This is a genomic window from Vibrio crassostreae (genome assembly GCF_024347415.1).
GTDB lineage: Bacteria > Pseudomonadota > Gammaproteobacteria > Enterobacterales > Vibrionaceae > Vibrio > Vibrio crassostreae.
Map to the genome: position 1 here is coordinate 897011 of NZ_AP025476.1, position 16288 is coordinate 913298.

14 protein-coding genes are annotated in these 16288 nt (G+C 44.5%); all 14 read left to right on the plus strand.

Translation table 11 applies throughout. The annotated features are described in order from the left end of the window. Positions 1-196 precede the first annotated feature (196 nt). A complete protein-coding gene (flgB, locus tag OC193_RS04235) occupies positions 197-592 on the plus strand; it encodes a flagellar basal body rod protein FlgB (RefSeq protein WP_004736175.1) in 396 nt (131 codons plus the stop codon). Between the two features lie 4 nt (positions 593-596). Continuing rightward, entirely contained in the window at positions 597-1010 is a 414-nt protein-coding gene (gene flgC, locus OC193_RS04240) for a flagellar basal body rod protein FlgC (RefSeq protein ID WP_017631739.1), read from the plus strand. 17 nt (positions 1011-1027) lie between these two features. Beyond that, positions 1028-1741 carry a flagellar hook assembly protein FlgD gene (flgD, locus tag OC193_RS04245; RefSeq protein WP_010439286.1) on the plus strand — a complete coding sequence of 238 codons (714 nt, stop codon included), beginning with the start codon at positions 1028-1030 and terminating at the stop codon, positions 1739-1741. A 49-nt stretch (positions 1742-1790) separates the two neighbouring features. Then, positions 1791-3095 carry a flagellar hook protein FlgE gene (gene flgE / locus OC193_RS04250; RefSeq protein WP_048609567.1) on the plus strand — a complete coding sequence of 435 codons (1305 nt, stop codon included), beginning with the start codon at positions 1791-1793 and terminating at the stop codon, positions 3093-3095. A 253-nt stretch (positions 3096-3348) separates the two neighbouring features. Then, positions 3349-4098 (plus strand): flagellar basal body rod protein FlgF, encoded by a 750-nt coding sequence (locus OC193_RS04255; RefSeq protein WP_048659811.1) that lies wholly within the window; start codon positions 3349-3351, stop codon positions 4096-4098. 21 nt (positions 4099-4119) lie between these two features. Then, entirely contained in the window at positions 4120-4908 is a 789-nt protein-coding gene (gene flgG / locus OC193_RS04260; RefSeq protein ID WP_004739713.1) for a flagellar basal-body rod protein FlgG, read from the plus strand. Between the two features lie 89 nt (positions 4909-4997). Beyond that, on the plus strand, positions 4998-5774 hold the full coding sequence (gene flgH / locus OC193_RS04265; RefSeq protein WP_048659814.1) for a flagellar basal body L-ring protein FlgH: 777 nt from the start codon (positions 4998-5000) through the stop codon (positions 5772-5774). A gap of 94 nt (positions 5775-5868) precedes the next feature. Further along, positions 5869-6960, plus strand: a complete 1092-nt coding sequence (locus OC193_RS04270) for a flagellar basal body P-ring protein FlgI (protein WP_017106350.1) — start codon at positions 5869-5871, stop codon at positions 6958-6960. Between the two features lie 10 nt (positions 6961-6970). Continuing rightward, positions 6971-7888 (plus strand): flagellar assembly peptidoglycan hydrolase FlgJ, encoded by a 918-nt coding sequence (flgJ, locus tag OC193_RS04275; protein WP_048661934.1) that lies wholly within the window; start codon positions 6971-6973, stop codon positions 7886-7888. A gap of 223 nt (positions 7889-8111) precedes the next feature. Next, positions 8112-9992 (plus strand): flagellar hook-associated protein FlgK, encoded by a 1881-nt coding sequence (gene flgK / locus OC193_RS04280; protein WP_048659816.1) that lies wholly within the window; start codon positions 8112-8114, stop codon positions 9990-9992. Positions 9993-10002: 10 nt separating this feature from the next. Then, positions 10003-11193: a flagellar hook-associated protein FlgL gene (flgL, locus tag OC193_RS04285; protein ID WP_048661936.1), complete on the plus strand. Its 1191-nt coding sequence runs from the start codon at positions 10003-10005 to the stop codon at positions 11191-11193. Positions 11194-11613: 420 nt separating this feature from the next. After that, positions 11614-12750, plus strand: coding sequence for a flagellin (locus OC193_RS04290; RefSeq protein WP_048659819.1), 1137 nt, complete (start codon positions 11614-11616; stop codon positions 12748-12750). Positions 12751-13399: 649 nt separating this feature from the next. Beyond that, complete coding sequence (locus OC193_RS04295; protein ID WP_048659821.1) at positions 13400-14533, plus strand: flagellin; 1134 nt, start codon at positions 13400-13402, stop codon at positions 14531-14533. A 587-nt stretch (positions 14534-15120) separates the two neighbouring features. Continuing rightward, the gene (locus OC193_RS04300; protein WP_048661527.1) at positions 15121-16251 is read left to right on the plus strand and encodes a flagellin; all 1131 of its coding nucleotides are present in this window, start codon (positions 15121-15123) and stop codon (positions 16249-16251) included. Positions 16252-16288: the final 37 nt, after the last annotated feature.

Consider the following 16288-nt stretch of genomic DNA (forward strand, 5'->3'; position numbering starts at 1 on the left):
TGGGTTTTCTTTTTCCTGCTTAAGCTATATCTTTAAGTCAGAGTGACATTCCAATTTACTCTATTTTTTGGCTTGTATATTGCAAGTTTACCTACGAGTAACCTGTAAAAGTATTGATAGACCGCTTTGTTTTAAAAGTTGGTATATATATTGCTTTGGTTATTTCATAACAGTCAGTTCTTGAGTTGAGGTTTACATGGCTATTTCTTTTGACAATGCTTTGGGCATTCACCAGCACACAGTTGGTGTACGTGAGCGTAACGCTGAGGTGCTTTCCACCAATATCGCGCAAGCAAACACGCCTGGGTATAAAGCAAAGGGATTAGACTTTAAGAAATCACTGCAAGCGGCAAGTTCTGGGGCAAGCATTGGTCTTAGCCGTACAGATGGTCGGCACATTTCTGCCTCAACAACGGTGAACGGGGAAACGAAGTATCGAATTCCTACACAACCTGATACAGGAGATGGCAACACGGTTGATTTGGATTTGGAAAGAAACCTTTTCATGCAAAACCAAATTAGGCATCAAGCCTCTCTCGACTTCTTAGGAAGTAAGTTCAAGAATTTAACTAAAGCGATTAAAGGGGAATAATTAGATGAGCTTATTTAATGTATTCAATGTGACTGGTTCTGCGATGAGTGCTGAATCTGTTCGTCTAAATACTACCTCGAGCAACCTTGCAAACGCGGACAGTGTAAGTAGTTCTGCTGAAGAAACTTACAAGGCTCGCCACGCAGTGTTCGGCGCTGAGTTAAATCGAGCACGCAACAGTGACCACACTGTGCCTGTGAAAGTATTGGGTATTGTAGAAAGCGATAAGCCGCTGAGCGCGGAGTACAACCCTGATCACCCATTAGCGAACAACGAAGGCTACATCTACAAGCCTAACGTGAACGTTATGGAAGAGATGGCAAACATGATTTCGGCATCACGTGCGTACCAAACGAACGTACAGGTTGCTGACTCGAGTAAACAAATGCTGCTGCGTACGCTGCAGATGGGTCAATAAGGATAAGGAGGTAGCACATGGCTGGAATCAACAACAATGTTGGTCAAAGCGGCTTGTCCTATGTTGACCAGCTGAAGAGTCTTCAAGATGGCGCTAAAAAGCCCGATGAAACAACAGGTAAGCAGGATCTTAAACAAGAAGATTTCTTATCTTTGTTGACTAAGCAACTAGCACAACAAGACCCTTTCAAGCCGGTTAGCAATGACCAGATGATTGCGCAAATGGCTTCATTTGCGACTGTAGATGGCATTGGCAAAATGAATACACAGTTTGAAAGCTTGAATTCATCAATGACCTCTAACCAAGCACTTCAGGCATCCTCTTTGGTTGGTCGTGACGTATTGGTTCCTGGTGCGGCAGGTGTAAAACCCGGTGATGGCGGTATGGCGGCAATGGTTAAGCTTCCCCAGGCAATGGACAATGTAATGGTCCGTGTTGAGAACGAAGTTGGCCAATTGGTTCGCACATTTGATATCGGCTCTAAACCATCTGGTGATACACGTGTTGAATGGGACGGAAAAGACGAAGACGGTAACCCATTGCCGGCCGGTAAATATAACGTGAAAGCGTCGGGTTTACTGGATGGCGAGAACACAGAGTTCCAAGTTTCCAGTTATGCGAACGTGAACAGTGTGCTTCTTGGTAAGGGTGATGGCAACGTACTACTCAATCTGGCTGGTTTCACATCGCCAGTACGACTTGCTGAAGTACTAGAAGTTGGTAAAGCGTAGCTCTTTATTGAGTGACTATGCTAGCTAGATAGATTAGGAGAATATTGGAATGTCATATGTAGCTTTAAGCGGCCTATCCGCTGCACAATTAGACCTGAATACAACCAGTAACAATATTGCGAACGCAAACACGTTTGGCTTTAAAGAGTCTCGTGCAGAGTTCGGTGATGTTTACTCAAACTCGTTGTTTACTAACGCAAAAACGACGTCTGGTGGTGGTGCGCAAGCTAGCCAAGTGGCGCAACAGTTCCACGAAGGTTCAAGTATTTATACGAACAACCCAATGGATTTGCGTGTAAGTGGTACAGGTTTCTTTGCAGTATCGAAAGATCGCATGGTGCCAGAGATTAACGAACTAACGCGTAATGGTGCATTTCACCTAAACAAAGACAACTACATGGTTACGGCTAATGATGAGTTTCTTTTAGGTTACGATGTGGATCCAAACTCGGGTGAAGTTCTTTCTTACGCGCCAAAGCCTCTCGACATTCCTGCTGAGTTTGGTAAGCCAAAACAGACAGAAAACATTGAAGTAGGGGTCAACCTTCCTGCAAATGGTGATCTTAAAGACCCGGCTGCATTTAACTACCAAGATGCTGATACTTATAACCGTGCAACGTCTTCGACGGTATACGATTCTATGGGTCAGTCTTACAAGTTAACGACTTACTACCTCAAAGATCAGACTCAACCAAACACTTGGCAAACGTACTACACCATGTCAGATGAGAATGGTGAGAAGCCATTGAACATTACTGGCGGTGATGCGACGAATGCAACAGGTCATGTTGGTCACACAATGAAGTTCAACAATGATGGTACGTTAGCAAGCCTAAACAGTGGTCAGCCAATTAACTCTGATCCTCTAGGGGCAGGTGCGAACCCAATTGACTTGAACGGTGCCGATCCAACACAGGTGCTTAAGTTTGGTCTGGATTCTTCAACTCAGTTTGCTGCTCCGTTTGAATTGACTAAGTTTGATGAAGATGGTGCGACAACAGGTTTCTTAACTAAAATCGATTTCGATGAGTACGGCAGTGTTCTAGGTACTTACTCAAATGGTGAAAACGTGATGCTTGGCCGTGTAGGCTTAGTTCGTGTACCAAATGAGCAAGGTCTAGATAAGAAAGGTGGCACTCAATGGGATTCTACTAATGACTCAGGTGACAAGATCTGGGGTGAATCGAACAAAGGTTCATTTGGTAGTATCAACAACGGCTCTCTAGAGCAATCGAACATCGATATGACTCAAGAATTGGTTGATTTGATTTCTGCTCAACGTAACTTCCAAGCGAACTCGCGTTCTCTAGAAGTACACAACCAACTGCAACAAAATATTCTTCAGATTCGTTAATCGTTTCGAACGTTTGAATCATCTGCGAATACCCAATTCAATGTTATTGAATTGGGTATTGTTGTTTGCTTTTTTATTTGCCGCCTTTATTGCCGCCCGGTAATGCCTCTGGCAACAATGACTCCTCAATGATCCTTTAATGATCACCCATCTTTGTTCTTTTTCTATTTAAGTTTCTGATAAATAACAGTTAAAAATATTGGCACAGTGTTTGCTTTATAAGCTCTAGAAGATGATTTTTTGGAGCAAAATTATGGATCGCGCACTGTTTCTTGCCATGAGTGGCGCTAAGCAAAATATGCAGGCTTTGCAGCTACGTGCAAACAACCTTGCCAACGTGAGTACAACGGGTTTCCGTGCTGATTTAGCACAAGCACGTTCAATGCAAGCGTATGGTGAAGGCATGCCTACTCGTGTTTTCAGTATGACAGAGCGTCCGGGCCATAATTTCTCGCAGGGTAGTGTGGTTACCACTGGCCGAGATCTCGATGTTACCGTTCAAGGTGATGGTTGGATTTCAGTTATGGATAACACCGGCCGCGAAGGTTTAACACGTAACGGCAACCTTAAGGTTGACCAAAACGGTTTGCTAACTAATGCAAGTGGTCATTTGGTGCTAGGTGAAAACGATGCGCCAATCACACTGCCCATCCCAATCAGTAAAGTAGAAATTGGTACTGACGGTACGATTTCGGTGATTCCTCAAGGCGCTCCAGCTGAAGAATTGGCCGTAGTTGATCGTATTAAGCTTGTACGTCCAAACAACCAAACTTTGTTTAAAGATACGAATGGTCTATTCCGTTCGAAAAACCCAGATCAGGCATACGAAGCAGATGCAGCGGTAACGTTGCTAAAAGGTGCTATCGAAGGCAGTAACGTAAATGCCGTAGGTGAAATGACCAGCTTAATTGACTTACAACGTCAGTTTGAAATGCAGGTCAAGATGATGAGCACAGCAGAGGAAATGGACAAGTCGTCTGATTCACTGCTTCGTATGAGCTAATAGAATTTAAAGGAAATTGCTATGCATCCAGCACTATGGGTAAGTAAAACAGGTTTAGACGCCCAACAAACCAATATCTCAACGATTTCGAACAACCTTGCCAACGCCTCGACCATTGGTTTTAAAAAGAGCCGCGCGGTATTTGAAGATCTGTTCTACCAGAACATCAACCAACCGGGTGGTCAATCGTCTCAGAACACTGAGCTGCCAAGTGGTTTGATGTTGGGTGCTGGTTCTAAAGTTGTTGCTACTCAGAAAGTGCACACGCACGGTAACGCACAAACAACGTCGAACAGTCTAGATATGATGATCGAAGGTGACGGTTTCTTCCAAGTTGAGATGCCAGACGGTGAAACGGGTTACAGCCGTAATGGTCAGTTTACTCTGAACGGTGACGGCGCAATCGTAACATCGGGCCAAGGTTACCCTCTACAACCAGAAATCGTGATTCCTGAAGACGCGATCTCAGTAACGGTTGGTAACGACGGTGAAGTATCGGTTCGTCTACGTGGTGAGCAAAACAACGTCGTAGTTGGCCAAATCACGATTACAGACTTCGTAAACCCAGGCGGTTTAGAGCCAGTCGGTCAAAACCTTTACTTACCGACTGGTGCGAGTGGTGACCCGCAAGAAGGTGTACCGGGCTTCGATGGCCTAGGTAACATTCGCCAGTCGATGCTAGAAACATCGAACGTAAACGTAACCGAAGAGCTGGTAAACATGATTGAAGCTCAACGTGTATACGAAATGAACTCAAAAGTTATCTCGTCAGTAGACAAGATGATGAGCTTTGTTAACCAACAGCTGTAATTGGTTTGTTAGCCGTTTACTTATTCGAATTCATCAACGTGTTTCTACTAATTGATCCATTGACCACTGCCTGCTGAGAGTATATCGCCATGAAACGTATTTTTTGTTTAGCTCTGTTTATGTCTATGACGGGTTGTGCTGTGTTGGACCCGATAGAGACTCCAGCAGAAGAAAACGCAACCACAGTAGTTGATGCAGTGGAAGGTGATAAGTCGGCTGAAGAGAGCTCAGGCATTATCGACACGCTTCGTGGTAGAACCGATCCAATTGCAGGTGACCCTGCATGGGCGCCAATCAATCCAAAGCAGAAACCAGAGCATTACGCAGCGGCAACGGGTTCACTATTCAATGTGAATCATATTGGCAGCATGTACGATGACTCAAAACCGCGTGGTATTGGTGACATCATTACTGTGGCGCTAGATGAGAATACTCGAGCGACCAAAAAAGCCAACGCAGACATGTCTAAGTCGAACGATGCATCGATGGAGCCACTGGCTGTTGGTGGTCAAGAGCTGACGATCGACAAGTACAACTTCTCTTATGACCTGAGCAACACCAATACCTTCGCTGGTGACGCATCAGCCAACCAAAGTAACAGTATCAGCGGCTACATTACCGTTGAAGTCATCGAAGTATTAGCCAATGGTAACCTAGTGGTTCGTGGTGAGAAGTGGATGACACTGAACACGGGCGATGAGTACATCCGCCTAAGCGGCACCATCCGTCCAGACGATATTGACTTCGAAAATACCATCGCTTCAAACCGTGTTTCTAACGCGCGAATTCAGTACTCAGGGACTGGCGTGCAGAAAGATATGCAAGAGCCTGGATTCTTGGCACGATTCTTTAATGTATCTCTGTAGGGCTTGAGAGGGTGTCGACATACTGACAGCCTCTATCACTCAGCCATATTTAGCTAAGCTATTATAAATTAAAGCAATACAGACAGGTTACTCAATGAAAAAACTAACACTCGTACTATTCGGCATGCTATTTCTTGCCACCAGTGCCCATGCTGCGCGTATTAAAGACGTGGCAAAAGTGGCGGGTGTTCGTAGTAACCAACTTGTTGGCTACGGTTTGGTGACAGGTTTGCCGGGTACAGGTGAGACAACTCCCTTTACCGATCAAACGTTTAACGCAATGCTGCAAAATTTTGGCATCCAATTGCCGCCCGGCACTAAGCCAAAAACCAAAAACGTAGCGGCTGTTATTGTGACTGCTGAACTGCCAGCTTTCTCTAAGCAAGGTCAGGAAGTTGACGTAACCGTGTCTTCTATCGGTTCGGCAAAAAGCCTACGTGGTGGTACGCTGCTACAAACCTTTTTAAAAGGTCTTGATGGCCAGGTGTATGCCGTAGCGCAAGGTAACTTGGTAGTAAGTGGTTTTAGCGCGCAGGGTAACGACGGTTCTAAGATTGTCGGTAACAACCCTAACGTTGGCATCATCTCTAGCGGTGCAACGGTTGAACAAGAGATTCCAACCCCATTCGGTCGCGGTGACTATATTACCTTCAACCTAATCCAATCAGATTTTACAACGGCTCAGCGTTTGGCTGATGCGGTTAATAATTTCCTAGGCCCACAAATGGCGTCTGCGGTAGACGCGACGTCAGTAAAAGTTCGTGCACCTCGAGAAATCAGCCAACGTGTGGCTTTCCTGTCTGCAATTGAAAATATCGAATTCGACCCTGCAGAAGGTTCTGCAAAAATCATTGTTAACTCTCGTACCGGTACGATCGTGGTTGGTAAGCACGTTCGCTTAAAAGCGGCGGCGGTAACGCACGGTGGTATGACGGTCGCAATCAAAGAAAATCTCAACGTAAGCCAACCGAATGCATTTTCTGGCGGCCAAACAGTAGTGGTTCCTGATTCAGATATCGAAGTCACTGAAGCTGATGGCAAGATGTTTAAGTTTGAACCTGGCCTAACGCTGGATGATTTGGTTCGAGCAGTTAACGAAGTCGGCGCAGCGCCTTCTGATCTAATGGCAATCCTTCAAGCACTGAAACAAGCGGGTGCGATTGAAGGCCAATTGATCATTATCTAAGGGGTTAAGCATGATTAAGAATAACAATGACATCGGCTTTATCCACGACATCGGCAGCCTAGACCGCCTTCGTCAACAAGCGGTAAACGGTGAAGAAGGCAGCGAGAAAGAAGCATTAACCGCTGCGGCAAAACAGTTTGAATCAATTTTTACCTCAATGTTGTTTAAGTCGATGCGCGATGCAAACTCAAGCTTCAAATCGGATATGCTGAATAGCCAGAACGAGCAGTTTTATCGCCAAATGCAAGATGAGCAAATGGCGAGTGAGTTGAGTGCTTCAGGTTCGTTAGGTCTTGCGGATATGATTGTGGCGCAGTTAAGCGCGGGTCAAGCAAGCGATGCGACGGAAGATAAGGTTCGTAGTGAAGGCTTTGATACTTCATTGCAAAGACCTCAGTACTCAGGCCGTTCAGAAGGTCGAGCATCAGAAGTACAATCTGCGCAAGCAGCAAAACAGCCAGTATCCTTTGATTCTCCAGAATCGTTTGTGACCTCAATGAAGCCTTACGCAGAAAAAGCAGCGAGCGCGCTTGGTGTGGACTCGTCTCTACTATTGGCACAAGCTGCCCTTGAAACGGGTTGGGGTTCTAAAATGGTTAAGAACTCTTTGGGCAACAGCAATAACCTATTCAACATCAAAGCAGACAGAAGTTGGAAGGGCGATAAGGTTGCTACGCAGACACTTGAGTTCCACGGTAAAACAGCCGTTAAAGAGTCGGCTTCTTTCCGTTCTTACTCAAACTTTGAAGATAGCTTTAACGACTATGTGAAGTTCTTGAACGAAAACCCAAGATACGAAACGGCATTGCAGCATCAAGGTAACTCAGAGAACTTCATCAAAGGTATCCACCAAGCAGGTTACGCAACTGACCCTAACTATGCAGATAAGGTATTGCGCGTTAAAGCTAAGATTGATGAGATGAACTAATCACCTTTAATGAACATTGAGAGCTTGCCATTGGCAGGCTCTTTTCCTATCTATTACCTCAAGTTTTGCTGCGAAGTCTGTAGTTATCTCCTTACACTTCAATAAATTATTGCCTTTGAATTCTCAGTTTTATCTATTGGCATATATATTGCTTTATCTCTTGATGATATGCAGTTGTAGTTAATCAGTTTGCGCTGATTTTGTTAAGTTTTTTGGGGGCATTATGGCGTCGGATCTTCTGAATGTAGGGGCACAAAGTGTTCTTACCGCTCAGAGACAGCTAAACACCACAGGTCATAACATTTCTAACGCCAACACAGAGGGCTATAGCCGCCAATCTGTGATTCAAGGTGTGAATGACCCGCGCCAGTACGGTGGCCAAACCTATGGTATGGGTGTGCATGTGGAAAATGTTCGCCGCTCTTGGGACCAATTTGCCGTCAATGAACTTAACCTATCGACAACCAATGCCGCCAACAAAGGTGATACCGAAGCCAACCTAGATATGCTGTCGGGCATGTTGTCATCGGTTGCTTCGAAGAAGATCCCAGAAAACCTCAACGAGTGGTTTGACTCGGTTAAAACATTGGCCGATACACCGAATGATGTTGGTGCGCGAAAGGTTGTATTAGAAAAGGCTGGGCTATTAACTAAAACGTTGAACGAATTTCATGAAACAGTTCGCCAACAGTCTGATTCTACCAATAAAAAGTTAGATATGGGTATCGAGCGAGTTAACCAACTGGCTTACGAGATCCGTGACGTACAACGCTTAATGATGCGAACTCCTGGGCCACATAACGACCTTCGAGATCAGCACGAAAAGCTTATTAATGAGCTGTCTGGTTATACCAAAGTCACGGTAACTCCGCGCTCAAACGCCGAAGGATTTAACGTCCATATCGGTAATGGCCATACCTTGGTTTCAGGTAGTGAAGCAAGCCAACTGAAAATGGTTGATGGCTTGCCCGATGCGCATCAGCGTCGCTTGGCGATTGTTGAAGGGAAGTCTTTAAAACCGATCACCAGCAGTGATATCGACGGAAAAATCGGTGCCATGTTAGACATGCGAGACGAGCATATTCCAGCAATCATGGATGAGCTTGGTCGTTTGGCGACGGCGTTTTCGTACAAGGTAAATAGTCTTCAAGAGCAAGGTTTGGATCTCAACGGCAACGTAGGCCAAGATATTTTCACCGATGTGAACTCAGAGCTGGTGGCAAAATCTCGTGTCACGGCTAGTGGGCAGTCAACAGCGGATGTTGCGGTATATATCGATGACACCTCTGCCTTAAAAGGTGGTGAGTACGGCCTTAAGTATGACGGCAGTGATTATGTCGTGACTAAGCCGAATGGCGAAACCGTTAAGGTGACGACCGACTCTAGTGGTAACGCTTTTTATCTTGATGGCATGCGAGTGGAAATACGTAATCCTCCTGAACTTGGCGAGAAGTTATTACTGCGCCCTACGCGCAACTTTGCTGCGCAGATTCAGATGGAAACTAAAGACCCTAGAGATATTGCCGCACAAAGTTATGAGGCATCGACCACCTTTGCTAAAGGCACTGCGGGGTTCAAAATTTTAGCGGCTGGCCAATTACGTGAGTTCGAAGTGGTTGTATCGCCAAAGGGTGAGCAATTTGCTGTGACGGATCCAAAGGGCAACATTTTAATGCAGCCGCAACCGTATCCGCCACAAGGGCCTGTGACCATCAATGGCACCACCTTTGAGCTAACAGCCGGTGCGGTGGCAAACGATAAATTTACGGCAAACCTTGTCCCATCAGAAGGCGATAACGGAAACCTACGTAAGCTACAAGATCTCCAAACAGGTAAGATCTTGAATGATGGTGAGTCTACGATTTTAGACCTTTACCACAATTTGAACACCAATACGGGCTTGAAGTCTTCCACGGCAAATCGCTTGAGTGATATCGCGACGCTAGAAAAGCAGTCAGCTCAAGAACGTATTGCTTCGATTTCGGGGGTTAACCTCGATGAAGAAGCGGCAAATATGATGAAATTTCAACAAGCGTATATGGCTTCGTCACGCATCATGCAAGCAGCCAACGATACGTTTAACACCATTTTGGCTCTGAGATAGGAAGGTATAAATGTTGAATCGCATCTCTAGCTTCCACAATTATCAGTCAGTACAAAACGACTTGCGCCGCCAAGAGAACAAGGTGCATCACAACCAAGCGCAGCTCGCTTCTGGTAAGAAGTTGCAGTCGCCGAGTGATGACCCATTGGCGACGCACTATTTACAGAATATTGGTCAGCAGTCAGAGCAGCTTAAACAGTATGTAGATGCGATTACTTTAGTAAGAAACCGTCTTGAACATCATGAGGTATTGGTCTCCAACACTGAAGGCTTTGCTGATGAAGCAAAACGAACCGTGATGGAAATGATCAACGGTGCACTTTCTCCAGAAGACCGCTTAGCTAAGAAGCGTGAAATTCAAGAACTGGCGAATAACTTTCTGCATTTAGCCAACTCTCAAGATGAGTCGGGTAACTACACATTTGCGGGTACTAAACCAAAGAACCAACCTTTCTTTCGAGATAATGAAGGGAACGTGACTTACCAAGGTGATGACTATCAACGCAAGATGCGTGTGGCAAGCAGCTTTGAAATGGCGATGAATGATCCCGGCAGCAAAATGTTTATGGAAATAGACAACCCGTTCGGGGATTACGAGCCTCAATATGAGCTTGAGCCTGCGTCTGAGTTATTGCTCGGGCGTGCGACCAACAGCGATGAAGATGGGTCTACTTATAAAGTGACTTTTGTCGACATGCAGACGGGTAATTTCGCTTATCAGCTTGAAAAAGACGGTGCAGTGGTTGCAGCAGAAGATTTTGATCCTTCGACAGGCATTGTTTACGAAGGGCTGAATATTCAAGTCAAAGGCCAGATCACTAAGGGTGACTCTATCACCTTAGAGCCGAGAGAGACATTCTCTATCTTTGATACGTTCAAAGAGGCGGCAGAACAGGCAGAAAACCCTGTGTCGGATGCATCGGCAACGGCGAAATTGCACCAAGTAACAGAAGAGTTCCATGCTGCGTTTATCCATTTAACTAAGGCGAGAACCGATGTCGGTGCACGCTTGAGTACCTTGGATATTCAAGAGCAACAACATGAAGATTTTAAGTTATCTTTGGCGAAAGCAAAAAGCAACTTTGAAGACTTAGATTATTCGAAAGCCATCATTGAATTCAATGAAAACTCTCGAGCACTCCAAGCTTCACAACAAGCGTTTGGCAAAACAAAAGACCTGACCTTGTTTAATTATATTTAATGATCAATCGGTATTTAGTGGTGAGCTGCTGTTCATCACGGAGTCGATTCTTTGCCTTATGTGCTATGCCATACGTGCGAATGACTTCAATACTTGCCGCTTTTTTATACGAAACGTTTTGTTTTTCAAGATAGCGGCAAAAAACGGCAATCAGGAGGGTATACGTTGTTTCACCCTCAAAGAACAAACAATCATAATCGCGTTTAATTTTTTGTAAGTTTTTGATTTTTATTTAATTAAAAAATTATTTATACAAAATTAAACTTGGCATACAACTTGTATCTGTGTTGGTTATAAATGATTAATACAGATCTTAAACCCTGAATAGGGTTTATCGAGTAATACACGGTCAGTGCTTATCCATATGAGAGTAAAGCTGGCCGCTTCGCAGAAAGTTTGCGAACTCATAAGGAGAGCAAAATGGCTATCAATGTAAGCACTAACGTATCTGCTATGACAGCACAACGTTACCTGAATAAAGCGTCTAATGACTTAGCGACTTCTATGGAGCGTTTGTCATCTGGTCACAAGATCAACAGCGCGAAAGATGATGCAGCAGGTCTGCAAATCTCGAACCGCTTAACGGCTCAATCTCGTGGCCTTGATGTAGCAATGCGTAATGCTAACGACGGTATTTCGATTGCTCAAACCGCTGAAGGCGCGATGAATGAATCAACCAACGTACTGCAACGTATGCGTGATCTAGCGATTCAATCATCAAACGGCACTAACTCTCCAGCAGAGCGTACTGCACTGAACGAAGAGTCAATGGCACTTCAAGATGAGCTTAACCGTATCGCGGAAACAACCTCTTTTGGTGGTCGTCGTCTGCTGAACGGTTCATTTGGTGAAGCGTCGTTCCAGATTGGTTCTAACTCTGGTGAAGCGATGATCATGGCGTTGACTAGCATTCGTGCCGATGATTTCCGCATGGGTGGTACTACGTTTGATTCAGAAAACGCGAAAGACAAAGATTGGCAAGTGCCGCCAACCGCAAGCGATCTTAAATTCGAATTTAAGACTAAAGCGGGCGAAGACATCATTCTAGATATCAACACCAAAGTGGGTGATGATATTGAAGAACTGGCGACTTACATTAATGGTCAATCTGATCTAGTGAACGCATCGGTTACCGATGAAGGTCGTTTACAACTGTTCGTTGCTGAACCTGACCTTGAAGGTGCAATGTCGATCTCTGGTGGCCTAGCGTCTGAGCTAGGAATTAAGAGTGAAGGCCGCGCAACCTCTGTTCAAGATGTTAGCTTAACTAGCGTTGCAGGTTCACAGAACGCAATCAGTGTGATTGATTCTGCAATGAAGTACGTAGATTCACAGCGTGCTGATTTGGGTGCGAAACAGAACCGTCTAAGCCACAGTATTAATAACTTGGCAAACGTACAAGAGAACGTAGACGCTTCTAACAGCCGAATCAAAGATACGGACTTTGCGAAAGAGACGACGCAAATGACCAAGTCACAAATTCTGCAACAAGCAGGTACTTCGATACTTGCTCAAGCAAAACAGTTGCCTAACTCTGCAATGACATTGTTGCAATAGTTATTGGTTGAACTTGTTGCTCGTGTTCAGACGTGAGCCATGCAGCAAGGGAAACTGGCAAGCATACTTACTATTGAGTGTTTAGCTCTCTCATCTCTCACCTGCTATCCATTTTTACGGTAAGAATGCAACGGCGAGTCGGAAATGTGTTCATTTCTCGATGATCTCCACACAGGCTCTGACGCGCCAACTAGCCCCGGTTCTCTCAAAGGAAAAGGGGCTTTTTCCTTTCTGTGTTTCTTGTTTTTGCTACTTACTTCCCTGCGAATTTTCTCGCTCTACCTTTCTTAGATCTCTATTTGACGGCTCTTCTTCACGACAAATAATTTCATCTATTGCACAAGATTTGCCTACCCCAGAGATCTTTGGTGATTGATCATTTCTCCACCTTGACTAATTTAGACGGCGATTCGTACGTTTTTTAAACAGGTTAAAATCTTTTTTCAATTGAAATCTATCTCTGTAATAGAAAGTGATGAAAATTAAGTTATTGATAAATATTAGATTAATAATTTTTTTGTGGTTTTTTAAAAGTTTTTCTAAAGCTTCTGAATTTCGCGCCGTTATTAAAAGTAACTTTGAGAGAACTACTTTGGTTTTCCGAGACGTCGGAAACCGCTATACCGGAAAATCAATTGGAGAAATCACCATGGCAGTGAATGTAAATACAAACGTTTCAGCGATGACAGCGCAACGTTACCTAAACAACGCAAACAGCGCACAACAAACATCAATGGAGCGTCTAGCTTCAGGCTCAAAAATCAACAGCGCAAAAGATGACGCTGCGGGTCTACAAATCTCTAACCGTTTGAATGTTCAGAGCCGCGGCCTTGATGTTGCTGTACGTAACGCGAATGACGGTATCTCTATTGCACAAACTGCTGAAGGTGCAATGAACGAGACAACGAACATCCTGCAACGTATGCGTGATTTGTCTTTACAATCTTCAAACGGCTCAAACTCAAAATCTGAGCGTGTAGCGATTCAAGAAGAAGTAACAGCACTGAACGACGAACTAAACCGTATCGCGGAAACGACGTCTTTTGGTGGCAACAAGCTGCTTAACGGTACTCACGGTACTAAATCATTCCAAATCGGTGCGGATAACGGTGAAGCGGTAATGCTTCAACTGAAAGACATGCGCTCTGATAATGCTCAGATGGGTGGTAAGAGCTACCAAACTGAGAACGCGAAAGACAAAGATTGGAACGTTCAAGCTGGCTCTAACGACCTAAAACTGTCGTTCACTGATAACTTCGGTCAAGCACAAGAAATCGACATCAGCGCAAAAGCGGGTGACGACATCGAAGAGCTAGCAACGTACATCAACGGTCAACAAGACTCTGTGAAAGCGTCTGTAACTGAAGATGGTAAGCTACAAATGTTTACTGGTAACAACAAAGTTGAAGGTGAAGTGGCATTCTCTGGTAGCCTTGCTGGCGAACTAGGCATGCAACCTGGCAAAGACGTAACGGTTGATACTATCGACGTAACGTCTGTTGGCGGAGCACAAGAATCTGTAGCAGTAATCGATGCGGCACTTAAGTACGTAGACAGCCACCGTGCTGAGCTAGGTGCTTTCCAAAACCGTTTCGACCACGCTATCAGCAACTTAGACAACATTAACGAGAACGTTAACGCATCTAAGAGCCGTATTAAAGATACCGACTTCGCGAAAGAAACGACTCAGATGACTAAGTCTCAGATCCTTTCTCAAGCTTCAAGCTCGATTCTTGCTCAAGCGAAGCAAGCACCGAACTCGGCACTTAGCCTACTAGGTTAATCGATTAAAAAGCCACGTTGACTATAAGTATTTTTGATCATAAGCGTTAGCGTTAGGCTTCCACAAATTAGCTCGTGGTGAGAGATGAGCGCTAAACAGACCCAGCTTCGGCTGGGTTTTTTATTGCCTGAAATTTGGTGAAGGTGTATTTGGAAAAGTGTAGTGCGGGTAAACAGAAGCAAAAGCGAGATTCCCTATCACGCTCGTTCCTCACTGTAGGGAATTACGGTGTGCAAATAACTAAAACAGTAATTCGTCATCCCAGAATCGAGTAGAACGAGATATCAGGGATCTCTTTTGGTTTTATATTCAACACCACGCTCAATAATCAAGAAAACGGGAAACTTTAGCGAATGTCGCCCTATTAATTGAAGCCCGATCACACTTTCCTTTGTTGTTGAAAAGAATATGAAAAAAAGCGCATTTTTTATTAAAGCTTCTAATTAAGGGGCCGTTAAAGGGATTGAGAGAAATGATATGTACCAATGTAAGGTGAGAGAGACACTGGTGCATAAACAAAATTGACATGTATTTGTGTGAGGTGAGAGTCACATAAGTACATTAAAAATGCCTAAAGGAGATCAACTATGGCGATTAATGTAAGCACAAATGTGTCTGCAATGACGGCTCAGCGCTACCTAAATAGCGCGGCTGAAGGTACTCAAAAATCAATGGAGCGTTTGTCTTCTGGCTATAAAATCAATAGCGCAAAAGATGATGCTGCTGGCCTACAAATCTCTAACCGCTTAACGTCGCAAAGCCGTGGCCTAGATATGGCTGTGAAAAACGCGAATGACGGTATCTCTATTGCACAGACAGCTGAAGGTGCAATGAATGAGTCAACCAACATTCTGCAACGTATGCGTGACCTTTCTCTTCAATCTTCAAATGGTTCAAACAGCAAATCTGAACGTGTTGCGATCCAAGAAGAAGTCTCTGCTCTAAATACAGAACTTAACCGTATTGCTGAAACGACCTCTTTTGGTGGTAATAAGCTTCTTAACGGTACTTACGGCAGCCAATCTTTCCAAATCGGTGCAGATTCTGGTGAAGCAGTAATGCTGACTATGAACAACATGCGTACCGACACTCAAGACATGGGTGGTAAGAGCTACGGCGTTACAGAAGGCAAAGATGCTTCTTGGCGTGTAGGTGCTGGTGCTGACTTAACAATCAAATACAACGATAAGTTTGGTGAAGCACAAGAGTTGTCTATTTCTGCGAAGGAAGGCAACGATATGGAAGAGCTAGCAACTTACATCAACGGTCAAAGCCAAGATGTTAAAGCGTCGGTAGGCGAAGGCGGTAAACTGCAACTTTTCGCTTCAAGCCAAAAAGTTGATGGTGATGTCGAGTTCGGTGGCAGTCTTGCTGGTGAACTAGGTATCGGTGCAGGTAAAGACGTTACTGTTAACGATATCGACGTAACATCGGTTGCAGGTGCAAACGAAGCTGTATCTATCATTGATGGCGCACTAAAATCTGTTGATAGTAACCGCGCATCTCTTGGTGCTTTCCAAAACCGTTTTGACCATGCAATTAGCAACTTAGATAACATTAACGAAAACGTTAATGCGTCTAAGAGCCGTATCAAAGATACCGATTACGCGAAAGAAACAACGGCTATGACTAAGTCTCAAATCCTACAACAGGCGAGTACTTCTATCCTAGCTCAAGCAAAACAATCACCATCAGCAGCTCTAAGCTTATTGGGCTAAACTTACCTCGGTAAGTAGCGGTAAACTCTACTCTGGG

Coding starts and splice junctions, on each gene's coding strand:
- flgL (WP_048661936.1), top strand. CDS start 10,003: ATGTTGAATCGCATCTCTAGCTTCCACAATTATCAGTCAGTACAAAAC.
- flgK (WP_048659816.1), top strand. CDS start 8,112: ATGGCGTCGGATCTTCTGAATGTAGGGGCACAAAGTGTTCTTACCGCT.
- OC193_RS04255 (WP_048659811.1), top strand. CDS start 3,349: ATGGATCGCGCACTGTTTCTTGCCATGAGTGGCGCTAAGCAAAATATG.
- flgC (WP_017631739.1), top strand. CDS start 597: ATGAGCTTATTTAATGTATTCAATGTGACTGGTTCTGCGATGAGTGCT.
- flgH (WP_048659814.1), top strand. CDS start 4,998: ATGAAACGTATTTTTTGTTTAGCTCTGTTTATGTCTATGACGGGTTGT.
- flgD (WP_010439286.1), top strand. CDS start 1,028: ATGGCTGGAATCAACAACAATGTTGGTCAAAGCGGCTTGTCCTATGTT.
- flgG (WP_004739713.1), top strand. CDS start 4,120: ATGCATCCAGCACTATGGGTAAGTAAAACAGGTTTAGACGCCCAACAA.
- flgE (WP_048609567.1), top strand. CDS start 1,791: ATGTCATATGTAGCTTTAAGCGGCCTATCCGCTGCACAATTAGACCTG.
- flgB (WP_004736175.1), top strand. CDS start 197: ATGGCTATTTCTTTTGACAATGCTTTGGGCATTCACCAGCACACAGTT.
- OC193_RS04300 (WP_048661527.1), top strand. CDS start 15,121: ATGGCGATTAATGTAAGCACAAATGTGTCTGCAATGACGGCTCAGCGC.
- OC193_RS04295 (WP_048659821.1), top strand. CDS start 13,400: ATGGCAGTGAATGTAAATACAAACGTTTCAGCGATGACAGCGCAACGT.
- OC193_RS04290 (WP_048659819.1), top strand. CDS start 11,614: ATGGCTATCAATGTAAGCACTAACGTATCTGCTATGACAGCACAACGT.
- OC193_RS04270 (WP_017106350.1), top strand. CDS start 5,869: ATGAAAAAACTAACACTCGTACTATTCGGCATGCTATTTCTTGCCACC.
- flgJ (WP_048661934.1), top strand. CDS start 6,971: ATGATTAAGAATAACAATGACATCGGCTTTATCCACGACATCGGCAGC.